Here is an 18,124-nt window from a genome sequence, read left to right on the forward strand (position 1 = left end):
AACTCAGCAGTGAAACGATGCATCGCCGATGGTAGTGTGGGGTTTCCCCATGTGAGAGTAGGTCATCGTCAAGATTCATTTCGCAAAACCCCTATCTGCATATGCAGGTAGGGGTTTTGTCTTTCTGGTCTACCAATCCCAGGCCTGCACACCCCCTCTGTCGGAGCGGGTTCACCCGCGAACAACGGCAAAGCCGGTGCCATCCACCGCGTCGCTTGCTTCGCGGCTAAAGCCGCTCCCACAGGGGGCCGCGTAGCTCGCAAAAGCAATCATGAAATGTGCGTCATTTATGCCTGACGAATCACAGGTCAATGCTACGCTCGCGGAAATACTCAGCACGGATACCCACCATGGAAATGAACTGGCACCAGGCCCTGCAAGAGAGCCTGAGCTGGCTGGCATTCGCCTCGTTCATCACTTTTGTCTGCTTCACAGCGGCCGCTACACTGGCCGTACGTTGTACGCGCTGGGGCAGTCAGTTCTGGGAGCTTGCCGGGCCCTATTTCAGTTTCAGGCGCAGTTGGCGGCCGTTGCTGGTGTTCGCCCTGCTGCTGGTACTGACGCTATTCTCGGTGCGCCTGAATGTGCTGTTCTCATTCTGGTACAACGGCTTCTACAGCGCCTTGCAGGGCCTTGACCAGACTGCCTTCTGGTACCTGCTCGGCGTCTTCGCGGTATTGGCCACCATCCATGTGCTGCGTTCGCTGTTCACCTTCTATGTAAGCCAGGCGTTCAGCATCCAGTGGCGGGTCTGGCTGACCGAACGCCTGACCTACGACTGGATGCACGGTGATGCTTATTACCGTGGCCAGTTCCTCGCCGAGCCGGTGGACAACCCCGACCAGCGAATCGAACTGGACGTCAACGCCTTTGTCAGCAACTCGGTGACCCTCGCCCTGGGCGCGGTCAGTGCGCTGGTTTCGCTGGTGGCGTTCACCGGCATCCTCTGGGGGCTGTCGGCGCCGCTGGCCGTCGCTGGTGTGGAGATTCCCCGGGCGATGGTGTTTGCCGTCTACCTGTATGTCATCGTCGCCACCTGGATTGCCTTCCGCCTCGGGCGGCCGCTGATCCGCCTGAACTTCCTCAACGAAAAGCTCACCGCCAACTTCCGTTACGCGCTGATGCGCCTGCGCGAGAACGCCGAGAACATCGCTTTCTACCAGGGCGCGCAGGTCGAGCGGGGCACCTTGCTGGGCCGCTTTGGTGCCTTGATCGTGAATGCCTGGGCGCTGGTGTTCCGGAACTTGAAATTCAGTGGTTTCAACCTGGGCGTGAGCCAGGTAGCAGTGGTGTTCCCGTTCATTCTGCAAGCACCGCGCTTCTTCAGCGGGGCGATCAAGCTGGGCGACGTCATGCAAACCTCCCAGGCCTTTGGCCAGGTGCAGGATTCTTTGTCGTTCTTCCGCGAGTCGTATGATGCCTTTGCCCAGTACCGGGCCACCCTCGACCGTCTGACCGGCTTCCTCGATGCCAACGAGCAGGCAAGCGCTTTGCCGCGCGTCATCACCGAGGACCAGGAGCATGCTTTGTCGATCAGCCGCCTGCAGGTGCTGCGCCCGGACGGGCATGCCCTTATCGCCGACCTGGACCTTGACCTGCACGCCGGCCAGGCGCTGTTGATCAAGGGGCCGTCGGGCAGTGGCAAAACCACGCTGCTGCGTGCGCTGGCAGGCCTCTGGCCGTATGCCGAGGGTGAGGTCAGGCGCCCGCTTGGCCACCAGGCGCTGTTCCTGTCGCAGCGGCCGTACCTGCCGCTGGGCGATCTGCGCGCCGTCATTGCCTACCCGGCGGCCAGCAGGCCTGAGGATGAAACGCGGATGCAGCAGGCCTTGCACCAGGTCAACCTGGCCCACCTGGCCGAGCGACTGGACGTCAGCTGTGACTGGTCACACATTCTCTCGGTTGGTGAGCAACAGCGCCTGGCATTTGCCCGGGTGCTGTTCAACCGGCCGCAGGTGGTGTTTCTCGACGAGTCCACTTCGGCCATGGATGAAGGGCTCGAGCATGCTCTGTATTCACTGTTGCGCACGGAAATGCCGGGGGCGTTGCTGGTCAGTGTCGGGCACCGCAGTACGCTGGCAGGTTTCCATACCCATCGGCTGGAAGTGGACGGGCATGGCGGCTGGTCGCTACTGGAGCAGCAGCCAGTGCTGGCCTAGTTCGGCTTGCAGGGGCCTGACCTGAGTAACGCGACCCCGACCAGGGTGCTGCCGGCACACGCTGCGCCAAGCAGGAATGTCGCCTTGAAGCCGACCCCGTCCCACAGCAGTCCGGCCATCACGCTGGCCACCAGCAGCGCCACGCCGGTCAGCAGGTTGAACAGGCCGAAGGCTGTACCGCGCAGTTCGGCGGGGGCGCTGTCGGCGATCATGGCAGCAAAGATGCCTTGGCTGAAGCCCAGGTGCAGGCCCCATGCAGCCACCCCCATGGCCAGCCCGGTCCAACCCGGCAGCAGGGCCAGCAGCAGGTCGGCGGCGACCAGCAGTCCCAGCCCGGTCATCAGCACGCCGCGGCGGCCTACGCGGTCCGACAGCACCCCTGCGGGGTAGGCCGCCAGCGAATAGGTCAAGGCCATTAGCACAAGCACTACCGGCGCCCACAGCGGCGCCAGGCCCATGTCCTGGGCGCGCAGCAGCAGAAACGCCTCGCTGAAGCGGGCGAGGGTGAACAGCGTGGCCAGGCCGATCAGCCGCCAATAGGCCGGGCCCAGGCGGGCCAGCTCGTGCAGTGCCAGCGGTGAACGCACCGTCCGGCTGGAGGCCGGCGTTTCAGGTTCGCGCACGAAGGCAATGAGGATGTACAACGCCACGAACGCCGGGAGCACCGCCACCCAGAACACCGTCTGGAAATGGCTCGCGGTCAGCCACATCAGCATGATCGCCAGCAACGGCCCAAGGAACGCGCCCACGGTATCCAGCGCCTGGCGCAGGCCGAAGGCTGCACCACGCAGTTCAGCGGGCGTAACGTCGGCCACCAGCGCATCGCGCGGCGCCCCACGAATGCCTTTGCCGACCCGATCTACGAAGCGGGCCGCGGTCAGCCACTCCAGCCCGGAGGCCATGGGGAATACCGGCTTGGTCAACGCCCCCAGGCCATAGCCCAGCACCGTGAGCAGCTTGCGCTTGCCCAGCCGGTCGCTGAGGGCACCGGAAAACACCTTGGTGATCGAGGCGGTCGCTTCGGCGATACCTTCGATAAAGCCCACCGCCACTACCGAAGTGCCGAGCACGGTGACCATGTACAGCGGCAGCAATGCGTGAATCATTTCCGAGGAAATGTCCATGAACATCGACACGAAGCCCAGCGCCCAGACACTGCGAGGGATCTTCGACAGTGACCGGGTGGCGTTCGTGGTGTGGCTTTCTCCGTGGCTGCGCATCAGGAGGCTCGGCAGAGGGGCTACGTTCGAAACTGTAGGAGGCGTCGCGCAGGATGCAAATCGGACAGGTGTATGCATGCAACAGCGCGAATAGCCGGGCTGCGCCGGCACGCCATCGTGTCCGCAAAGTTCTGTTACAAACATGTAAACTTCGTAAATAAGATTTAAACTCATTTGCGAATCCCTATATTTACCATCCCTGTTGGCCACCAGACTGTGTTTGCGAGGCCGGTGGGCGAGGGCTCCCGGTTTCCGACAGGGATGTGCCGTTTCGCTCATGAATCGCAGGAGATGTACCCATGCAGTGCAAGACTTCACCCAACAGCCTGGCCCTGGCGTTCGTCGCGCTGGCGTCACCGGCCATGGTGGCCAGCGCGGCCCAAGCCGAAGAACAGCGTACGGGTGAGGTGCTGGAGATGCCGGTCGCGGATAACGCGCTGGTAATCCAGGACACCCTGGTCACCGCCGAACGCGAGGCACGCCAGGCCTTGGGTACGTCGATCATCACCGCCGAAGATATCAAGCGCCATCCGCCAGCGAATGACCTGTCCGACATCATCCGCCGCGAGCCCGGGGTGAACCTGACCGGCAACAGCGCCAGCGGCGCGCGTGGCAACAACCGGCAGATCGACCTGCGCGGCATGGGCCCGGAAAACACCCTGATCCTCATCGACGGCAAGCCATCCAGCGCCCGCAATGCCGTGCGCTATGGCTGGAACGGCGACCGCGATACCCGCGGTGAAACCAACTGGGTACCAGCAGAAGCGGTCGAGCGCATCGAGATCCTCCGTGGCCCGGCGGCCGCACGTTACGGCTCCGGCGCAATGGGCGGGGTGGTCAATATCATCACCAAGCGCCCCGCCGACGAGTTCAAGGGCAGCGTCAGCCTGTACACCCAGCTGCCGGAAGACAGCGCCGAGGGCGCCAGCCGCCGAGCCAACTTCAACCTGGGCGGCGGCCTGACCGACAACCTCGGCTTCCGCCTGTACGGCGGCCTGGCCAAGACCGATGCCGACGACCTGGACATCAACGCCGGGCATGCCACCAGTGCGCTGGTGGCGGGCCGCGAAGGCGTACGCAACAAGGACCTCAATGGCCTGCTGAGCTGGAAGCTGAACGACGAGCACCGCCTCGAGGCCAGTGCCGGCTACAGCCGCCAGGGCAATATCTTTGCCGGCGACACCATGAACAGCAACGGCGGTGGTGATGTCGAGTTCGTGTCCAGCCTGTACGGCCACGAAACCAATGTGATGCAGCGCAGTACCTACGACCTGACCCACCTGGGCGATTTCACCTGGGGTACCAGCAAGACCGTGCTGGCCTACGAGTACGTGCGCAACTGGCGCCTCAACGAGGGCCTGGCAGGCCGCACCGAAGGTGCCCCCAATGCCGAAGGCGCCGCCATGTCGCGCCTGCGCAATACGCGCCTGAGCAGCGAAGTGAACCTGCCATTCGCCATGGGCAGTACCGAACATGTGCTGACCCTGGGCGGCGAGTACCTGTACGAAGCGCTCAATGACCAGGGCTCGCTGCGCCCGCAAAGCTCGGACCCTACCGTTAACGACGGATTGGTCGGTTTCGACCGCAGCAGCTCGAAGATGACCGCCCGCAGCTATGCGCTGTTCGTCGAGGACAACATCATTGTCGGCGACACCACCATTACCCCGGGCCTGCGTTTCGACCACCACGAAACCTTCGGCGACAACTTCAGCCCCAGCCTGAACCTGTCGCACAAGCTGACCGAAGCACTGTCGGTCAAAGGCGGTATCGCGCGCGCCTACAAGACCCCGAACCTGTACCAGTCCAACCCCAACTACCTGCTGTACAGCCGCGGCAACGGTTGCAGCGTGCAGCAGACCAATAACGGTGGCTGCTACCTGCAGGGCAACGCCGACCTCAAGCCCGAGATCAGCGTCAACAAGGAAATCGGCCTGATGTACGACCGGGGTACCTGGCGCAGCAGTGCCACGTACTTTCGCAACGACTACAAGAACAAGATCGTCGGTGATACCGACGTCTTGTACACCATCGGCACCGGCAGCCGCGTGACCCAGTGGGACAACGCCGGCAAGGCGCGGGTGGAAGGTCTCGAAGGCAACCTGTTCATCGAGCTGACCCCGGCCCTGGACTGGAACACCAACCTGACCTGGATGCTCGACAACGACAACCGCGAGACCGGCGAGCCGCTGTCGGTGATCCCGGAATACACCGTCAACACCACCCTCGACTGGCGCGTCACCGAGAAGCTGTCGTTCCAGGTGGCGGGTACCTACTTCGGCAAGCAGAAGTCGCCGACCTTCAACGAACGCACCCAGCAAGGCTACGACAAGACCGCGCAACAGGACGTGGAAGCCTACGGCCTGGTGGACGTGAGCGCCGGTTACAAGTTCAACGCCAACTACGACGTGCGGTTGGGGGTGAACAACGTGTTCGACAAGCAGATCCTGCGTGGCGGCAACGCCAGCACGTCGGGCGCCAATACCTATAACCAGCCGGGCAGGGCGGTGTTCGCTGCGCTGAACATCAACTTCTGATCCAAGGGGCCGCTTTGCGGCCCATTCGCCGGCAAGCCAGCTCCCACTGGTACCACACAGTCTTCGAACTGGGAGCTGGCTTGCCGGCGAATGGGCTGCAAAGCAGCCCCGGATGCTACCGAGCAACGCCAAGGAGCCCACGATGATCAAAGCCCCCGCCTGGCTGCAGATCCTCTCCCGCAGCTGTGCCGCACTGTTCGGCGGCTATGCCCTCAGCTACGCCGCCAGCGCCTGCCTGGCCCGCATCCTGCCGCTGGCTGCCGCCGATGCGGTCATCGTCGCGACCCTGCCGGCCTTCATTTTCTATACCGCCGCAATCCTCTGGGCCTTCGCCTGCAGTGATGCCCTGCGTGCCTGGGCTCCGCTGGCTGTGGCCGTACCGCTTGCCCTGATCGGCTTCTGGCCGCAAGCACTGGGGTGGCTGGCATGAAGAACAGCTTCACCCAATCGATGGCCTGGCTGCACACCTGGGCCGGGCTGATTTTCGGCTGGCTGCTGTTCGCCATCTTCGTCACCGGCACCCTGGCGGTGTTCGACAAGGAACTTGACCACTGGATGCAACCGGAAATCCCGGCCACCGAGGTGCCCCAGGCCGACGCCGCGCGGCGCGCCATTGCCTACCTGCAGGCCCACGAGCCGCAGGCTGGCAATTGGGGCATCAGCCTGCCGAGCGAGCGCTCGCCCGGGTTGCGCGTGTCCACGGGCGAGCGTCGCCATGGCCCCGTCGTTCAACTCGACCCGCGCACTGGCGAGGCCATCGAGGTGCGTGACAGCGTTGGTGGCAACTTCTTTTTCCGCTTCCACTTCACCCTAGATCTGCCACGCAACTGGGGCATCTTCGTTGTCGGCGCACTGGCGCTGGTGATGCTCGCGGCGCTGGTCACCGGTATCGTCATCCACAAGAAGATCTTCAAGGAGTTCTTCACCTTTCGGCCGAACAAGGGCCAGCGCTCGTGGCTGGATTTCCACAACGCCAGCGCGGTGCTGTTGCTGCCGTTCCACCTGATGATCACCTACACCGGCCTGGTGATCTTCATGCTCATCTATATCCCGGCCGGGGTCGATGCGCTGTTCGCCGGCGGCAACCGTGCCTACTTCCAGGCCCAGGGCAATGCCCGTCTGGAGCAGCCTGGCGGCCTGGCCAGGCAACCCGCCGCGCTGGTCGATGTGGCGCCATTGCTGGCCCAGGCCGAGGCGCGCCTGGGGCCGATTGGTGGCCTGAACATCCGCAATCCCAATACGGCGGCGGCGCGTATCGAAATACGCCCCGGACTGGGCAATCGCATTGCCTTGGCCAAGGGGCAGGCCATGGTCTTCGATGGTGTCAGCGGGCAGTTGCTCGGCGACGTCGTCGAATGGCGCGCGGCGCCATTGACCCAGCGGGTCATGGCCGGCCTGCATTTCGCCCAGTTTGGCGGCTACCCGATGCGCTGGCTGTATTTCGTCTGTGGTCTGGTCAGTTGCCTGATGATCGCCAGCGGGCTGGTGCTGTTCTGCGTGAAGCGTGGGCGCAAGTACACAAGCGCCGAGGCTGCGGTGCGGCGTTGGTACCGGGTGGCGGAGGTGTGCAACGTGGGCTTCGTCAGTGGCCTGTTGTTGGCGTGCGTGGGGTTGCTATGGGCCAGCCGCGTGCTGCCGGTGGAACTGGCGCAGCGGGAGAGCTGGGAGGTTCGTGCGTTCTTTGGTGTATGGCTGCTGGCGCTGTTACATGCCGGTATCAGGCCGGTACGCAGAGCCTGGATCGAGCAACTGCTGCTGACCGCGTTGCTGTGCATTGGCCTGGGTGCGTTGGGTGGCTTGGGCGACGCCATGCGCCTGGGGGTGGCGGCCTGTGCTCTGGTGTTGGGTGTATTGCTCGGGCTGCTGGTCTGGCGCTTATGGCAGGCTCAGTGGGGGACACAGAAGGCCAGGTCAGGGCGGTGTATGGAGGCCGGGGCATGATGATGTGGGTCATGGGCGGCGTGTTGTTCGCCTACGCTGGCATGCTGGGGCTGTGCCAGGGGCTGGAGCGGCATTACAAGCAGGTATGGAACCGCACCTGCCCGCAGGTGCTGCGTGTCGGCTTGCGCACGGCCGGGTGGCTGGCATTGTTGGGCAGTCTGGTGCTGTGTATCCAAGCCTGGGGCTGGGCCATGGGGCCGGTGGCCTGGTTTGCCGCGATGTCGCTGGCGGGGATGCTGCTGGTATTGCTGCTGCCGTACTGGCCGCGGCTGGCGGTGGGGTTGGTGGCAGCGGTGCCGGTTTGGGGACTGATGCGGGTGATGATCTGATCAGGCACCATCGTCGGCGCAGCCGGTGCAATATTGTTGCGGCAGAAAGCGCCACGGCATGCTAAACCTTGCGACCCAACCTGCCGCGAGAGAAACCCGGTGAAAGCCGTCCGCCTGACCCTGATGTGCCATGCCCTGACCCAGGCCCAGAAGACCGGGCGCCTGCACCGCGCCGAGGACGGCATCCTGCCGTTGGGTCAGCCGCCTTTCGCTGACCTTTCCGATGTGCCGGTGCTGGCTGCACCAGAGCGTCGAGCCTGCGAGACGGCGGCGTGGTTTTCCAGGCCTGTGCAGGTCGAGCCGGCCTTGGCCGATTGCGACCTGGGGCGTTGGCAGGGGCTGACGCTGAAGCAACTGCAGGCCGAGCAACCGCTGGCGTTGGCCGAATGGCTTCAGGACCCGGCCAGTGAAGTCCATGGGGGCGAGTCGTTCGCTGTGCTTTGCCAGCGCATCGCTGCCTGGCTGGCGGCCTTCGACAGGCCGGGCGAATGGCTGGCGGTTACCCACCCGATGGTCATGCGCGCCGTGCTGGTGCAGGTACTTGGCTGCCCGATGGGTGCCAGCCAGCGGGTCGACGTGTTGCCGCTGTCGCGCCTGGAGCTGAGCTTTACCGGGCAGTGGCGCCTGCGCCTGGGCTGAAGGTCAGAACGCCAGTTTGTAGCCGATCAGCAGCAGCATCGCCGCCAGGCACGGACGCAGCACGCGGTCGGAAATCCGCCCGGTGAGGTGGCTGCCCAGGTAGATGCCTGGCAGCGAGCCAAGCAGCAGGTAGCCCAGCAGCGACCAGTCCATGTTGCCCATGCCCGCATGGCCCAGGCCCGCCACCAGAGTCAGTGGCACGGCGTGGGCGATTTCGGTACCGACAAGGCGGCGGGTGACCAGGAACGGGTACAGCAGGAACAGCGCCACGGTACCCAGTGCGCCAGCACCGATGGAAGTGAGGGTGACCATCACCCCAAGCACCACGCCGGTGAGCACCGTAAGGATGTTCAGGCTGCGGTCGCTGAGGTGGTAGTGGTCACCGGCATGGCGGCTGGCAAAGGCCTGCAGGCGCGATTTGAACAGGATGGCCAGCGCGGTCAGGATCAGCACCACCGCCAGGCCTTGCTTGATGACGGCGTTGAGCGCCGAAGTGTCGGTGTGCAAGGTGCTGAGGAACCACAGGGTCAGCGCCGCTGCGGGCACGCTGCCCAGGCTTAGCAGGCCGGTGATCTTCCAGTCGACGTTCTTGTTGCGCGCATGCACCCAGACGCCACTGGCCTTGGTGATGGCGGCATAGAGCAGGTCGGTGCCGACGGCGGTCGCCGGGCTGATGCCAAACCACAACAGGATCGGGGTCATCAGCGAGCCGCCGCCGACGCCGGTCATGCCGACGATGAAACCCACGACCAGGCCCGCAATGGTGAAACCGAAAGAACCTACATCCATACGCTACTCGACTGCCCAACTTTGCCCGTTATCGGATGCAGCCAGCATATAGATTTTTTTATAGCCAAATAGACTTGTTCGTTATTAGGTTATAACCGAGTGCTGCCTGCCGGGGCCCTATCGCCGGCAAGCCGGCTCCCACACCGACCGCATCAACCTCAGGGCCTGTGCAGTGCTTGCCGGCGAGAGGGCCCTGGCAGGCAGCACCGGGTCAGCGATCAGTCATCACCACCATCACATGCGCATCTGCCCCATCGTCACTCTCCGACAGGTAGATATGCCCCACCTGGCTGTCGAAATACGCCGTTTCCTGCGGCCCGATGCTCACCGCTTCGCCGGTTTCGAACTCGATACGAACCCGACCGCTCAGCACCAACGCGAACTCTTGCCCGGGGTGGCGGATAAAATCGTCGAACTGGCCGCGTTCACGGGCGATGATGCGGGCGTAGGCGGGTGTCATGCGCCGTTCGGGGAAATCGCCGGCGATCGGGTGGTAGTCATAGGTGCCGGTCGAGTAACCCGCCGCCGCCGGCAATGAGTCGACCACCACGGTCACCGGCACAGGCGCCGTGACCGTTCCGCTGGCGCGCAAAAGCTGGGCAATGTCGACATTCAGCGCCCGGGCGGCGGCGGCGAGCTTTTCGTAGCTGACCGAGACCTGCGCCAGTTCCATCTTCGACAAGGTGGACACCGGTACGCCACTGGCTTCGGACAATTGCTTGAGGGTCATCTGGCGGGCCTTGCGCACCTGGCGCAGGCGCTGGCCGACTACGGCACGGTCCAGCAGGGGGAGGGCAGCGGGCATTCGGGGGTCTCGGCATGCAGCGTTGGTCGGGCATCTTACCTTGGACCCTTGCGTATTCGTAAATTCTCATATATTAGAATTCTCATAAATGATAATTGCCTGACAGGAGCGTGCATGACCCTGATCTACGACACCCTGATCATCGGCGCCGGTATTGCCGGTGCTTCCTTGGGTTATCGCCTGGCCGGCCGGCAGAAGGTGTTGTTGCTCGAGCGCGAGGCACAGCCTGGCTACCATTCCACCGGGCGTTCGGCAGCCATGTTCATGGAGGCCTACGGCACCCCGCAGATCCAGGCGCTGACCCGTGCCAGCCGAGGCTTCTACGAAGCACCACCGCAAGGGTTCTGCGAGCACCCATTGCTGGAACCGCGCGGCTGCCTGTACGTCGCCAACCTGGAGCAGCGCGCGCTGCTCGAGCAGACCCACGCGCAGAACCTGGCCAACGGCACCGAGGTCAGCCTGCTCGACCGCGACGCGGCCCTGGCCCTGGTACCGAGCCTGCGTGGCGAGAACCTGGCCGGCGCGGTGCTTGAAGCGGGTGCCATGGACCTGGACGTGCATGCCTTGCACCAGGGTTTCTTGCGCGGCTATCGCGCCGCTGGCGGCGAAATGCGCTGCAACGCCGAGCTGATTCAGGCCTGGTACCTGGATGACCTGTGGCAGGTGGAACTGGGCGATGGCAGCCGCGTGCAGGCGCGCCAGCTGGTCAATGCCGCTGGTGCCTGGGCCGACCATGTGGCCGAGCAATGTGGAGTGGCGCGTATCGGCCTGCAACCCTGTCGGCGTAGTGCCTTCACTTTCCCCGGCCCGGAGGACCAGGACTTCGCCCGCTGGCCGGCGGTAATCGGCGTAGACGAAAGCTTCTACTTCAAGCCCGACGCCGGCCAGCTGCTGGGTTCGCCGGCCAATGCCGACCCGGTCGAACCCCAGGACGCCGCGCCCGAGGAGCTCGACGTGGCTTTGGGCATCTACAACATCGAAGCCATGACCACCCTGGCGATCCGCCGGCCGAGCCACACCTGGGCCGGGCTGCGCTCGTTCGTCGCCGACGGCGACCTGGTGATCGGTTTCGATGTGCATGCGCCAGCGTTCTTCTGGCTGGCGGCACAAGGTGGCTATGGCATCCAGTCGGCTGCGGGCGCTTCGCGCCTGGCTGCCGACCTGCTGCTGGGCCAGCCTCTGTGTCCTGGCCTTGTCAGCCAGGGGGTGGTGCCCGAGCGCCTGTCCCCGGCACGTTTCCAGCAATCCTGAAAGGAGCATCCCATGAGCAATGATATCCAGCGTTTCCCCAGCAGCCTGCCGTTCCCGTTCTCCCGTGCGGTTAAAGCCGGCGGCTTTCTGTTCCTGTCCGGCCAGGTGCCGATGAGTGCCGGCGGTGAAGTGGTGCGCGGTGACATCCAGACCCAGACCCGCGCCGCCTGCGAGCGCATCGGCGAAAGCCTGGCGGCCTGCGGCGCGGGTTTCGACCAGGTGGTCAAGGCCACGGTGTGGCTGTCGGACATGAGCCACTTCGCCGGCTTCAACGAGGTGTACAAGGAGTTCTTCGGCGCAGCGCTGCCGGTGCGTTCGACCGTGGCCTCGGCATTGGCGCTGGGGGTGGATGTGGAGATCGAAGTGCAGGCGTTTGTCGGAGATTTTTGACCGAACAAATCGCCCATGTGGGAGCGGCCTTGTGTCGCGAAAGGGGCGCGGAGCGGCCCCAGGATTTCTGCATTGCTGCACAGATCGCCGGGGGCCGCTCTGCGGCCCTTTCGCGACACAAGGCCGCTCCCACAAAAGCGATGTGGTGGCACTGAGACAACAACAATAAATCCAGAGGTTCACATGCAAGAGCAGCTGAAGATTGCAGGCGCATTTGTCGGCGTGATCGTGGGGGCGGGGTTCGCTTCGGGGCGGGAACTGTTGTTGTTCTTTGTCGATTTTGGCGTATGGGGGTTGGCCGGTGCACTGGTCAGTGCAGCCTTGTTCACCCTCCTCGGCATGGCCCTGGCGGGGCTGGGCAATCGCCAGCAGGCCACCTCGCACAAGGATGTGATCCAGGCCATCTGCGGCCGTCACCTGGGCCTGTTCGTCGACTGGCTGATCACCTTTTTCATGTTTGCCGTCACCGTGGTCATGCTGGCCGGTGGTGGTGCCCTGCTGGAGCAGCAGTTCGGTATCCCGGCGCTGACCGGCAGCGTGCTGGTGACACTGGTGGTGGTGGGCATCGTGTGCCTGGACGTGCGCAAGGTGATCCTCGTCATTGGCGCCATCACCCCGTTGCTGATCCTGGTGGCATCGGCGATCGCGTTGTACGCCGTGTTCAGCCGGGAGCAGAGCTTCGCCCAGCTTGACCACCTGGCCAGCCAGCAACAAGCGGGCACTCGTCACTGGCTGCTGGGGGCGTTGCTGTACGTGTCGTACAACATCGTTGCCGGCGCGCCGATCCTGGCCATCCTGGGCGGCTCGGCCAAGGGCGAGAGAACGGCAGTATGGGGTGGGCTGCTTGGTGGTGCAGCATTGGGCGGGCTGATGCTGGTGATGAGTGCCGGGCTGTTGTCGCGCCTGGACAGCGTGGCTGACCTGCCGATGCCGATGCTGTCGATCGCCAACGAAGTATCGCCACTGCTGGGGCTGGTGATGTGCCTGATCATCTTCGGCATGATCGTCAACACCGCCGTGGGTACCTTGTTTTCCTTCCTCGCGCGGCTGATGCCGTCGGGTACGGCGAAGTTTCGCTGGGGCTCGGTGGTGACCGGGGTGGTGGCGTTCGGTTGCAGCCTGGTGGGGTTCATCAGCCTGGTGGGTGAGGTGTACCCGGTGTTCGGCTACCTGGGCTTCGTTCTGATGGCGGCGGTGCTGTTGGCCTGGGTGCGGCGGAGCAAAGTGGTTAAAGCGGCGGTGGCGTAGGGGGCTGCTGCGCAGCCCGATCGCGACACAAGGCCGCTCCCACAAGGATCGCATGGCACCTGTGGGAGCGGCCTTGCGTCGCGATTGGGGCGCAGAGCGCCCCCCTGGGCCATCAGATCCTGAAGCTGCCTACCAGCTGCTTCAGGCGCCCGGCCTGCTGGGCCAGTTGGTCGCAATGGCGCAGGGTCTCGTTGAGGTTCTCCACCCCTTGCTGGTTCAGGGCGTTGATCTGGGTGATGTCCAGGTTGAGGCTCTCGACCACGGCGGTCTGCTCTTCAGTAGCGGTAGCCACCGACTGGTTCATGCCATCGATCTCGCCAATGCGCTGGGTCACGCTGGCCAGGCGCTCGCCGGCCTGGTTGGCCACCTGCACGGTCTGCTCGCTGGAAACCTGGCTGGTGTTCATGGTGTGCACCGCTTCGCGCGAGCCTACCTGCAGGCTGGTGATCATGCGGTGGATTTCTTCCGCAGATTCCTGGGTGCGGTGCGCCAGGTTGCGTACCTCGTCGGCCACCACGGCAAAGCCACGGCCGGCCTCACCTGCACGGGCCGCTTCGATGGCGGCGTTCAGCGCCAGCAGGTTGGTCTGCTGCGAGATGCCCTTGATCACGTCGAGGATCTTGCCGATTTCGTCAGTGCTGGCGTTGAGCGTTTCGATTTGCGCACAGGACTCGCTGATGCGCTGCGACAGGGCGGTCATGGCGCTGATCGCTTCTTCGACCACTTCACGGCCACCGTGGGCCTGCTCGCTGGCACCGCTGGCATGCTGCGAGGCATCGGCGGCGTTACGGGCGATTTCCTGGGTGGCAGCCCCCAGCTCGTTGATCGCTGCGGCCACGCTATTGGTGCGCATGCTTTGCTCTTCGGAGCCGATGATCGACGCATTGGAGGCGTTCATCACCTTTTCCGACAGGTCGTGCACCAGGCGGGTTGCCGAGGACACTTCGCTGATCGAGGCATGAATACGCTCGACGAAGCGGTTGAACGAAGTGGCCAGCTCGCCGAACTCGTCCTTGTTCTGCACAGTCAGGCGGCGGGTAAGGTCACCTTCGCCCTCGGCGATGTCGCGCATGGCGCGGCCCATGGTGGTCAGCGGGCTCATCAGCACCGGGATCAGCAGGCCGAGCAGGCCGGCGATGGCAGCCACGGCGATCAGCATGGCGATGATCGCCGAGGTGCGGAACTGGCTGAGCGCGGCGTAGGCCTTGTCCTTGTCGATCGACAGGCCGATGTACCACTGTGCCGAGGGCAGGCCGGCTACCGGGGCGAAGGAGATGATGCGGTCCTGGCCATTGAGGGTGACATCCTGCATGCCGGCGGCGACTTGCAGGTTGCTGCCGGGGTAGATGTCCTTGAGGTTCTTCATCACCTGGTCTTTGTCGGGGCTGACGATCACCTGGCCATTGCTGTCGGCCAGGAAGGCGTGGCCGATGCCGCCGAAATCGACCGAGTTGATGATCTCGACCAGGGTATCGAGGGTGACGTCACCGCCGACCACACCGATCAACTCGCCATTGCCCTTGCTTTTCACCGGCGTGGCGATGGTTACCATCAGGCCGCCGACAGCGCCCTGGTACGGGGCAGTCAGCACGGTCTGCCCGGCGCTGGCCGCGGCGCCGTACCACGGGCGCTGACGTGGGTCGTAACCGGCGGGCATCTGCGTATCGGGGCGCTGGGTGAACACACCGTTGGCCTGGCCCAGGTAGGTGAACAGGAAATTGCGCGTGTAGGACGGCTGCTCGATCAGCCCGGGCAGGGTGTCACCGGCGCCTTGCTGGGCGATGTCCTGAGCCAGGTTTTCCAGTACCAGGATGCGTCCGCTCATCCAGTTCTGCACGCTGCTGGCGGTCAGTGCACCGGACTGCTGCACCGAAGCTTCTATGTTCTGGCGAATGGTGTTGCGTTGCAGGTAGTCGTTGTAGAGCGTGAACAGGGCAAATGCCAGGACCACGACGCCGCAGGCGCTGAGCAGGATCTTGTGGCGAAATTTCAGGTTCATGTTTCGAGACCTTGGGCCAATGAGGGGAGGGCGCAGCGCGCTCATGACGCATTGCGGAACCTATCGACCGGGATATCGGCTCAAGGGGTAAAAGACTGAAGTGCTTACAGAAATTTCTTACGGTCGTTTCGACGGACGGCATTCACCGGCTACACAAATTCTCGATCAACAGGCGTGCAGCCTGCTGCAACGGTTGCTGCCTGCGCCAGAAGATGTGTACCGGCAACTGCAGCTCGTTGCAGGTGTTGCGAAAATCCAGGCGCACCAGGCGCCCGCTGGCCAGCAGTGGCGCGACCCGCGATAGCGGCAGGTCGCCCCAGCCCAGGCCGGCCTCCACCATCTGCAGGGCGAGGTCGAAACTGTCGGTTGACCAGTGCGTTGCGCCTATCAGCGGGCGTGGGTCGGCCAGCGGCAGGTCACGGCTGCGTACCAGGATCTGGCGTACCCGGGTCAGGTCTTCGAGGTAGTGGATTCGCCCCCCGCGCAAGGCCGGATGGGTGGGGGACAGGGTGGCTACCAGCGACTCCATGCCGATGTGCTGGAAGCCGCGACGGGCATCGACCTGCAGCCCGGCAAAGGCCACGCATAGGTCGACGCGGCCGCTGTCGAGCAGGTGCATGGCCTCTTCCTGCGGAGCGCTGAGCAGGGCGATGTCAAGCAGCGGGTGCCGCTCACCCAGGCAGGCGATGGCCGCCAGCAGCGGGCTGTGGTCGATGTCCGGCACCACGGCCAGGGTCAGGCTGCTCTCCAGCCCCTGCGACAGCTCCAGGGCATGCACCTGCAGCAACCCCAGCTGCTCGGCGATCAGCCGGGCATGGGGTTCCAGCGCCATGGCCTGGGCGGTCGGGCGGACTTCGCGGGGGCCGCGCTCGAACAGGGTGTAGCCTAGTTCGGCCTCGAGGTTGCCGATGGCCATGCTCACGGCCGAAGGCACCCGCTGCAGGGCGCGCGCGGCCGCGGAGAACGAACCACGGTCGAGTACGGCGAGAAACAGCTGGATATTGTCACTGGAAAAGTTCATGGCAGCCTCCTGTCAGTAGATCTGACAGCTGCTGACTTTTGCTGTCAAGCACGATGAAGCATGATCGCGCCCCATCGCTTTTGTCATTGGAGGCAACCCGGGTGCAGGGAATCAAACGCAAACTGGTCTACGTGACTTTCTATGAACTGATCGGGCTGTGCATGTCGACCCTCGGGCTGGCCTACCTGTCGGACACCCAGGCGTCGCATACCGGGCCTCTGGCTGTGATGATCACTACCATCGCCATGCTCTGGAACCTGATCTACAACACCTTGTTCGAGTGGTGGGAGAGCCGCCAGGCCAAACGCGGGCGCAGTGTGGCACGGCGGGTGGCGCATGCCATCGGCTTCCAGCTGACCCTGGTGGTGTACCTGATCCCGCTGATTGCCTGGTGGCTGGACATGACATTGCTGGAGGCGTTGCTGGTGGACATGGCGTTCATCGTGCTGGTGCCGTGCTACACCTTTGCCTACAACTGGGCGTTCGACCGGGTCTTTGGCTTGCCCAGTTCGGCAATGGCAGCAGCCTGATTCAACCTGTTCCGTCGCAGCACAAGGCTGTCCTACAGCGACCGCACAACCTTCAGGCCGGTGCGGTCGCTGTAGGAGCAGCCTTGTGCTGCGAAGAGGACGGAACAGTCAACCACTAAGGTGGCAGCCGAATGATCAAAGGCTCCTGCTGCTGCTTCACCTGCTGCTCGACCGGTTGTTCCTCCGTCCTCGGCGCACTGGCCAGCAAGCTGTCCTCGACCTGCCCCGACAGGTAGTACACCCCTGCCATGGCCCCGCTCTGGCGGTTCTCCATCAGCTCCTGCCATTCCTGGTTCAGCGCCACGTTGAGGATCACCCGCAACTGCTCGACCATCTGCGGGTGTTCACGGTCATGGGTCATCATCCCGTAACCGGCCGCCGCAATCGAAATCATCGCCCCCGCCACCTTGCCTACCGCCGACGCCACGGCACTGGCGATGCCGCGCGGAGCCAGGGTAGCGCCAAGCTTTTCACTGGCCTGGTTGGCCACCGAATTCAGCCCGACATCGGTCTTCCCGGGGCCTTTGCTGGCCTGTTGGTGCAAGTGCTGGCGCATGGCTTGCCAGGCCGGTTGCTGCGCCAGCGACTTGGCCCGCAGCAATTGGTACAGGCTGGCATTGCGTGCATCCGGCGGCCCCAGGGCGATGGCGGGAATGCGGTTGAGGCGCTGGCTGAACTGCTCGGGGGGGGCGTTGTAGCGGCTGATGATAGCCGGCAGCTGCTGGCCGAGCAGTTGCAGGTACAGCTCGCTGGCGCGGTCGCGAATGCCTTCGGGGTTGATCTGCTCGGCCACCGGTTCGATAACCCGCTTGTGGTACTGCTCCTGCAGGTACAGCGCCAGGCGCTTTTCCGCCGGTTCCCGTCCTTCACCGCTGTCGATCTTGTACCAGGCTACCTTGAGGGTCAGCCACTGCTGGGTCCAGTAGCCGGTAAACCAGGGGATGAAGTCGCTTTCGGTGCGCTGCTGTACCTGTTCCTTCCATACTCGCATGGAGCGCCGGGCATAGTCGTTGGCCGAGCCGGTGGCGCCAACCGAGGCTTCGATCAGGTCCTGATCGATGCGTTGCCAGGCGGCGGAGGTGAGCACTACCGGTGCCTGGGGGATAGGTGCGGGCTTGCCTGCGCAGCCCGCCAGGGCCAGCAGCAGGCACAGCAGCAGGAGGACTCGAGTGCTCACGCGACCGCCTCCCTGGTCGAGGCTGGGGTGGTTCTCGGAGTATAGGGTGGGGAGTGAAGAGCTGCCGTGCAGCCCATCGACGCGGTTCGTCG

General features: G+C 64.2%; 16 protein-coding genes and 1 pseudogene. 10 read left to right on the forward strand and 7 right to left on the reverse strand.

The window, feature by feature from the left end; genetic code table 11:
- Positions 1–350: 350 nt before the first annotated feature.
- Positions 351–2,159 carry an ABC transporter ATP-binding protein/permease gene (locus tag CAF92_RS08125; RefSeq protein WP_085600151.1) on the forward strand — a complete coding sequence of 603 codons (1,809 nt, stop codon included), beginning with the start codon at positions 351–353 and terminating at the stop codon, positions 2,157–2,159.
- Here the strand turns inward: CAF92_RS08125 and CAF92_RS08130 are convergent.
- Positions 2,156–3,379: an MFS transporter gene (locus tag CAF92_RS08130; protein WP_085600153.1), complete on the reverse strand. Its 1,224-nt coding sequence runs from the start codon at positions 3,377–3,379 to the stop codon at positions 2,156–2,158. The two genes, CAF92_RS08125 and CAF92_RS08130, sit on opposite strands and share 4 nt — an antisense overlap.
- A 299-nt stretch (positions 3,380–3,678) precedes the next feature.
- Between CAF92_RS08130 and CAF92_RS08135 the strand changes: the two genes are divergently transcribed.
- From CAF92_RS08135 to CAF92_RS08155, 5 genes are all read left to right on the forward strand, one after another.
- A complete protein-coding gene (locus CAF92_RS08135) occupies positions 3,679–5,913 on the forward strand; it encodes a TonB-dependent siderophore receptor (RefSeq protein ID WP_085600155.1) in 2,235 nt (744 codons plus the stop codon).
- A 142-nt stretch (positions 5,914–6,055) separates the two neighbouring features.
- Complete coding sequence (locus CAF92_RS08140) at positions 6,056–6,343, forward strand: iron transporter (RefSeq protein ID WP_085600157.1); 288 nt, start codon at positions 6,056–6,058, stop codon at positions 6,341–6,343.
- A complete protein-coding gene (locus tag CAF92_RS08145; RefSeq protein ID WP_085600159.1) occupies positions 6,340–7,854 on the forward strand; it encodes a PepSY domain-containing protein in 1,515 nt (504 codons plus the stop codon). The genes CAF92_RS08140 and CAF92_RS08145 overlap by 4 nt, the downstream gene beginning before the upstream one ends.
- Positions 7,851–8,183 carry a DUF3325 domain-containing protein gene (locus tag CAF92_RS08150; protein ID WP_046616812.1) on the forward strand — a complete coding sequence of 111 codons (333 nt, stop codon included), beginning with the start codon at positions 7,851–7,853 and terminating at the stop codon, positions 8,181–8,183. The genes CAF92_RS08145 and CAF92_RS08150 overlap by 4 nt, the downstream gene beginning before the upstream one ends.
- A gap of 99 nt (positions 8,184–8,282) precedes the next feature.
- Positions 8,283–8,822 (forward strand): histidine phosphatase family protein, encoded by a 540-nt coding sequence (locus CAF92_RS08155; protein WP_085600161.1) that lies wholly within the window; start codon positions 8,283–8,285, stop codon positions 8,820–8,822.
- Positions 8,823–8,825: 3 nt separating this feature from the next.
- Here CAF92_RS08155 and CAF92_RS08160 read toward each other — a convergent pair whose 3' ends face one another.
- Together CAF92_RS08160 and CAF92_RS08165 are read right to left on the reverse strand one after the other, a co-directional pair.
- Complete coding sequence (locus tag CAF92_RS08160; RefSeq protein ID WP_046616814.1) at positions 8,826–9,611, reverse strand: sulfite exporter TauE/SafE family protein; 786 nt, start codon at positions 9,609–9,611, stop codon at positions 8,826–8,828.
- A gap of 211 nt (positions 9,612–9,822) precedes the next feature.
- Positions 9,823–10,416: a helix-turn-helix domain-containing protein gene (locus tag CAF92_RS08165; protein WP_085600163.1), complete on the reverse strand. Its 594-nt coding sequence runs from the start codon at positions 10,414–10,416 to the stop codon at positions 9,823–9,825.
- 114 nt (positions 10,417–10,530) lie between these two features.
- Here CAF92_RS08165 and CAF92_RS08170 point away from each other — a divergent pair, with 114 nt between their 5' ends.
- The 3 genes from CAF92_RS08170 (at position 10,531) to CAF92_RS08180 (ending at position 13,305) form a co-directional block, all read left to right on the forward strand.
- Positions 10,531–11,667 carry an FAD-binding oxidoreductase gene (locus CAF92_RS08170; protein WP_046616816.1) on the forward strand — a complete coding sequence of 379 codons (1,137 nt, stop codon included), beginning with the start codon at positions 10,531–10,533 and terminating at the stop codon, positions 11,665–11,667.
- A gap of 12 nt (positions 11,668–11,679) precedes the next feature.
- Positions 11,680–12,057: a RidA family protein gene (locus tag CAF92_RS08175; protein ID WP_085600165.1), complete on the forward strand. Its 378-nt coding sequence runs from the start codon at positions 11,680–11,682 to the stop codon at positions 12,055–12,057.
- 183 nt (positions 12,058–12,240) lie between these two features.
- Complete coding sequence (locus CAF92_RS08180) at positions 12,241–13,305, forward strand: hypothetical protein (protein WP_085600168.1); 1,065 nt, start codon at positions 12,241–12,243, stop codon at positions 13,303–13,305.
- A gap of 112 nt (positions 13,306–13,417) precedes the next feature.
- On the opposite strand, the gene CAF92_RS27815 is transcribed toward CAF92_RS08180, so the two are convergent.
- The 3 genes and pseudogenes from CAF92_RS27815 to CAF92_RS08190 form a co-directional block, all read right to left on the reverse strand.
- A complete protein-coding gene (locus CAF92_RS27815; RefSeq protein WP_371916240.1) occupies positions 13,418–14,203 on the reverse strand; it encodes a methyl-accepting chemotaxis protein in 786 nt (261 codons plus the stop codon).
- 69 nt (positions 14,204–14,272) lie between these two features.
- Positions 14,273–15,349, reverse strand: a pseudogene (mcpA, locus tag CAF92_RS27820) (methyl-accepting chemotaxis protein McpA); the annotation flags it as partial.
- A 97-nt stretch (positions 15,350–15,446) separates the two neighbouring features.
- On the reverse strand, positions 15,447–16,325 hold the full coding sequence (locus CAF92_RS08190; protein WP_085600172.1) for a LysR family transcriptional regulator: 879 nt from the start codon (positions 16,323–16,325) through the stop codon (positions 15,447–15,449).
- Positions 16,326–16,426: 101 nt separating this feature from the next.
- On the opposite strand from CAF92_RS08190, the gene CAF92_RS08195 reads away from it, so the two are divergent.
- Positions 16,427–16,855, forward strand: coding sequence for a PACE efflux transporter (locus CAF92_RS08195; protein WP_046616821.1), 429 nt, complete (start codon positions 16,427–16,429; stop codon positions 16,853–16,855).
- 115 nt (positions 16,856–16,970) lie between these two features.
- Here CAF92_RS08195 and CAF92_RS08200 read toward each other — a convergent pair whose 3' ends face one another.
- Entirely contained in the window at positions 16,971–18,032 is a 1,062-nt protein-coding gene (locus CAF92_RS08200; RefSeq protein ID WP_085600174.1) for a hypothetical protein, read from the reverse strand.
- Positions 18,033–18,124 lie beyond the last annotated feature (92 nt).

Origin of the sequence: Pseudomonas sp. B10(2017) (assembly GCF_002113295.1) — a bacterium.
Taxonomy (GTDB): Bacteria; Pseudomonadota; Gammaproteobacteria; order Pseudomonadales; family Pseudomonadaceae; genus Aquipseudomonas; species Aquipseudomonas pudica.

Coding starts and splice junctions, on each gene's coding strand:
- CAF92_RS08125 (WP_085600151.1), top strand. CDS start 351: ATGGAAATGAACTGGCACCAGGCCCTGCAAGAGAGCCTGAGCTGGCTG.
- CAF92_RS08130 (WP_085600153.1), bottom strand. CDS start 3,379: ATGCGCAGCCACGGAGAAAGCCACACCACGAACGCCACCCGGTCACTG.
- CAF92_RS08135 (WP_085600155.1), top strand. CDS start 3,679: ATGCAGTGCAAGACTTCACCCAACAGCCTGGCCCTGGCGTTCGTCGCG.
- CAF92_RS08140 (WP_085600157.1), top strand. CDS start 6,056: ATGATCAAAGCCCCCGCCTGGCTGCAGATCCTCTCCCGCAGCTGTGCC.
- CAF92_RS08145 (WP_085600159.1), top strand. CDS start 6,340: ATGAAGAACAGCTTCACCCAATCGATGGCCTGGCTGCACACCTGGGCC.
- CAF92_RS08150 (WP_046616812.1), top strand. CDS start 7,851: ATGATGATGTGGGTCATGGGCGGCGTGTTGTTCGCCTACGCTGGCATG.
- CAF92_RS08160 (WP_046616814.1), bottom strand. CDS start 9,611: ATGGATGTAGGTTCTTTCGGTTTCACCATTGCGGGCCTGGTCGTGGGT.
- CAF92_RS08165 (WP_085600163.1), bottom strand. CDS start 10,416: ATGCCCGCTGCCCTCCCCCTGCTGGACCGTGCCGTAGTCGGCCAGCGC.
- CAF92_RS08170 (WP_046616816.1), top strand. CDS start 10,531: ATGACCCTGATCTACGACACCCTGATCATCGGCGCCGGTATTGCCGGT.
- CAF92_RS08175 (WP_085600165.1), top strand. CDS start 11,680: ATGAGCAATGATATCCAGCGTTTCCCCAGCAGCCTGCCGTTCCCGTTC.
- CAF92_RS08180 (WP_085600168.1), top strand. CDS start 12,241: ATGCAAGAGCAGCTGAAGATTGCAGGCGCATTTGTCGGCGTGATCGTG.
- CAF92_RS27815 (WP_371916240.1), bottom strand. CDS start 14,203: ATGAACGCCTCCAATGCGTCGATCATCGGCTCCGAAGAGCAAAGCATG.
- CAF92_RS08190 (WP_085600172.1), bottom strand. CDS start 16,325: ATGAACTTTTCCAGTGACAATATCCAGCTGTTTCTCGCCGTACTCGAC.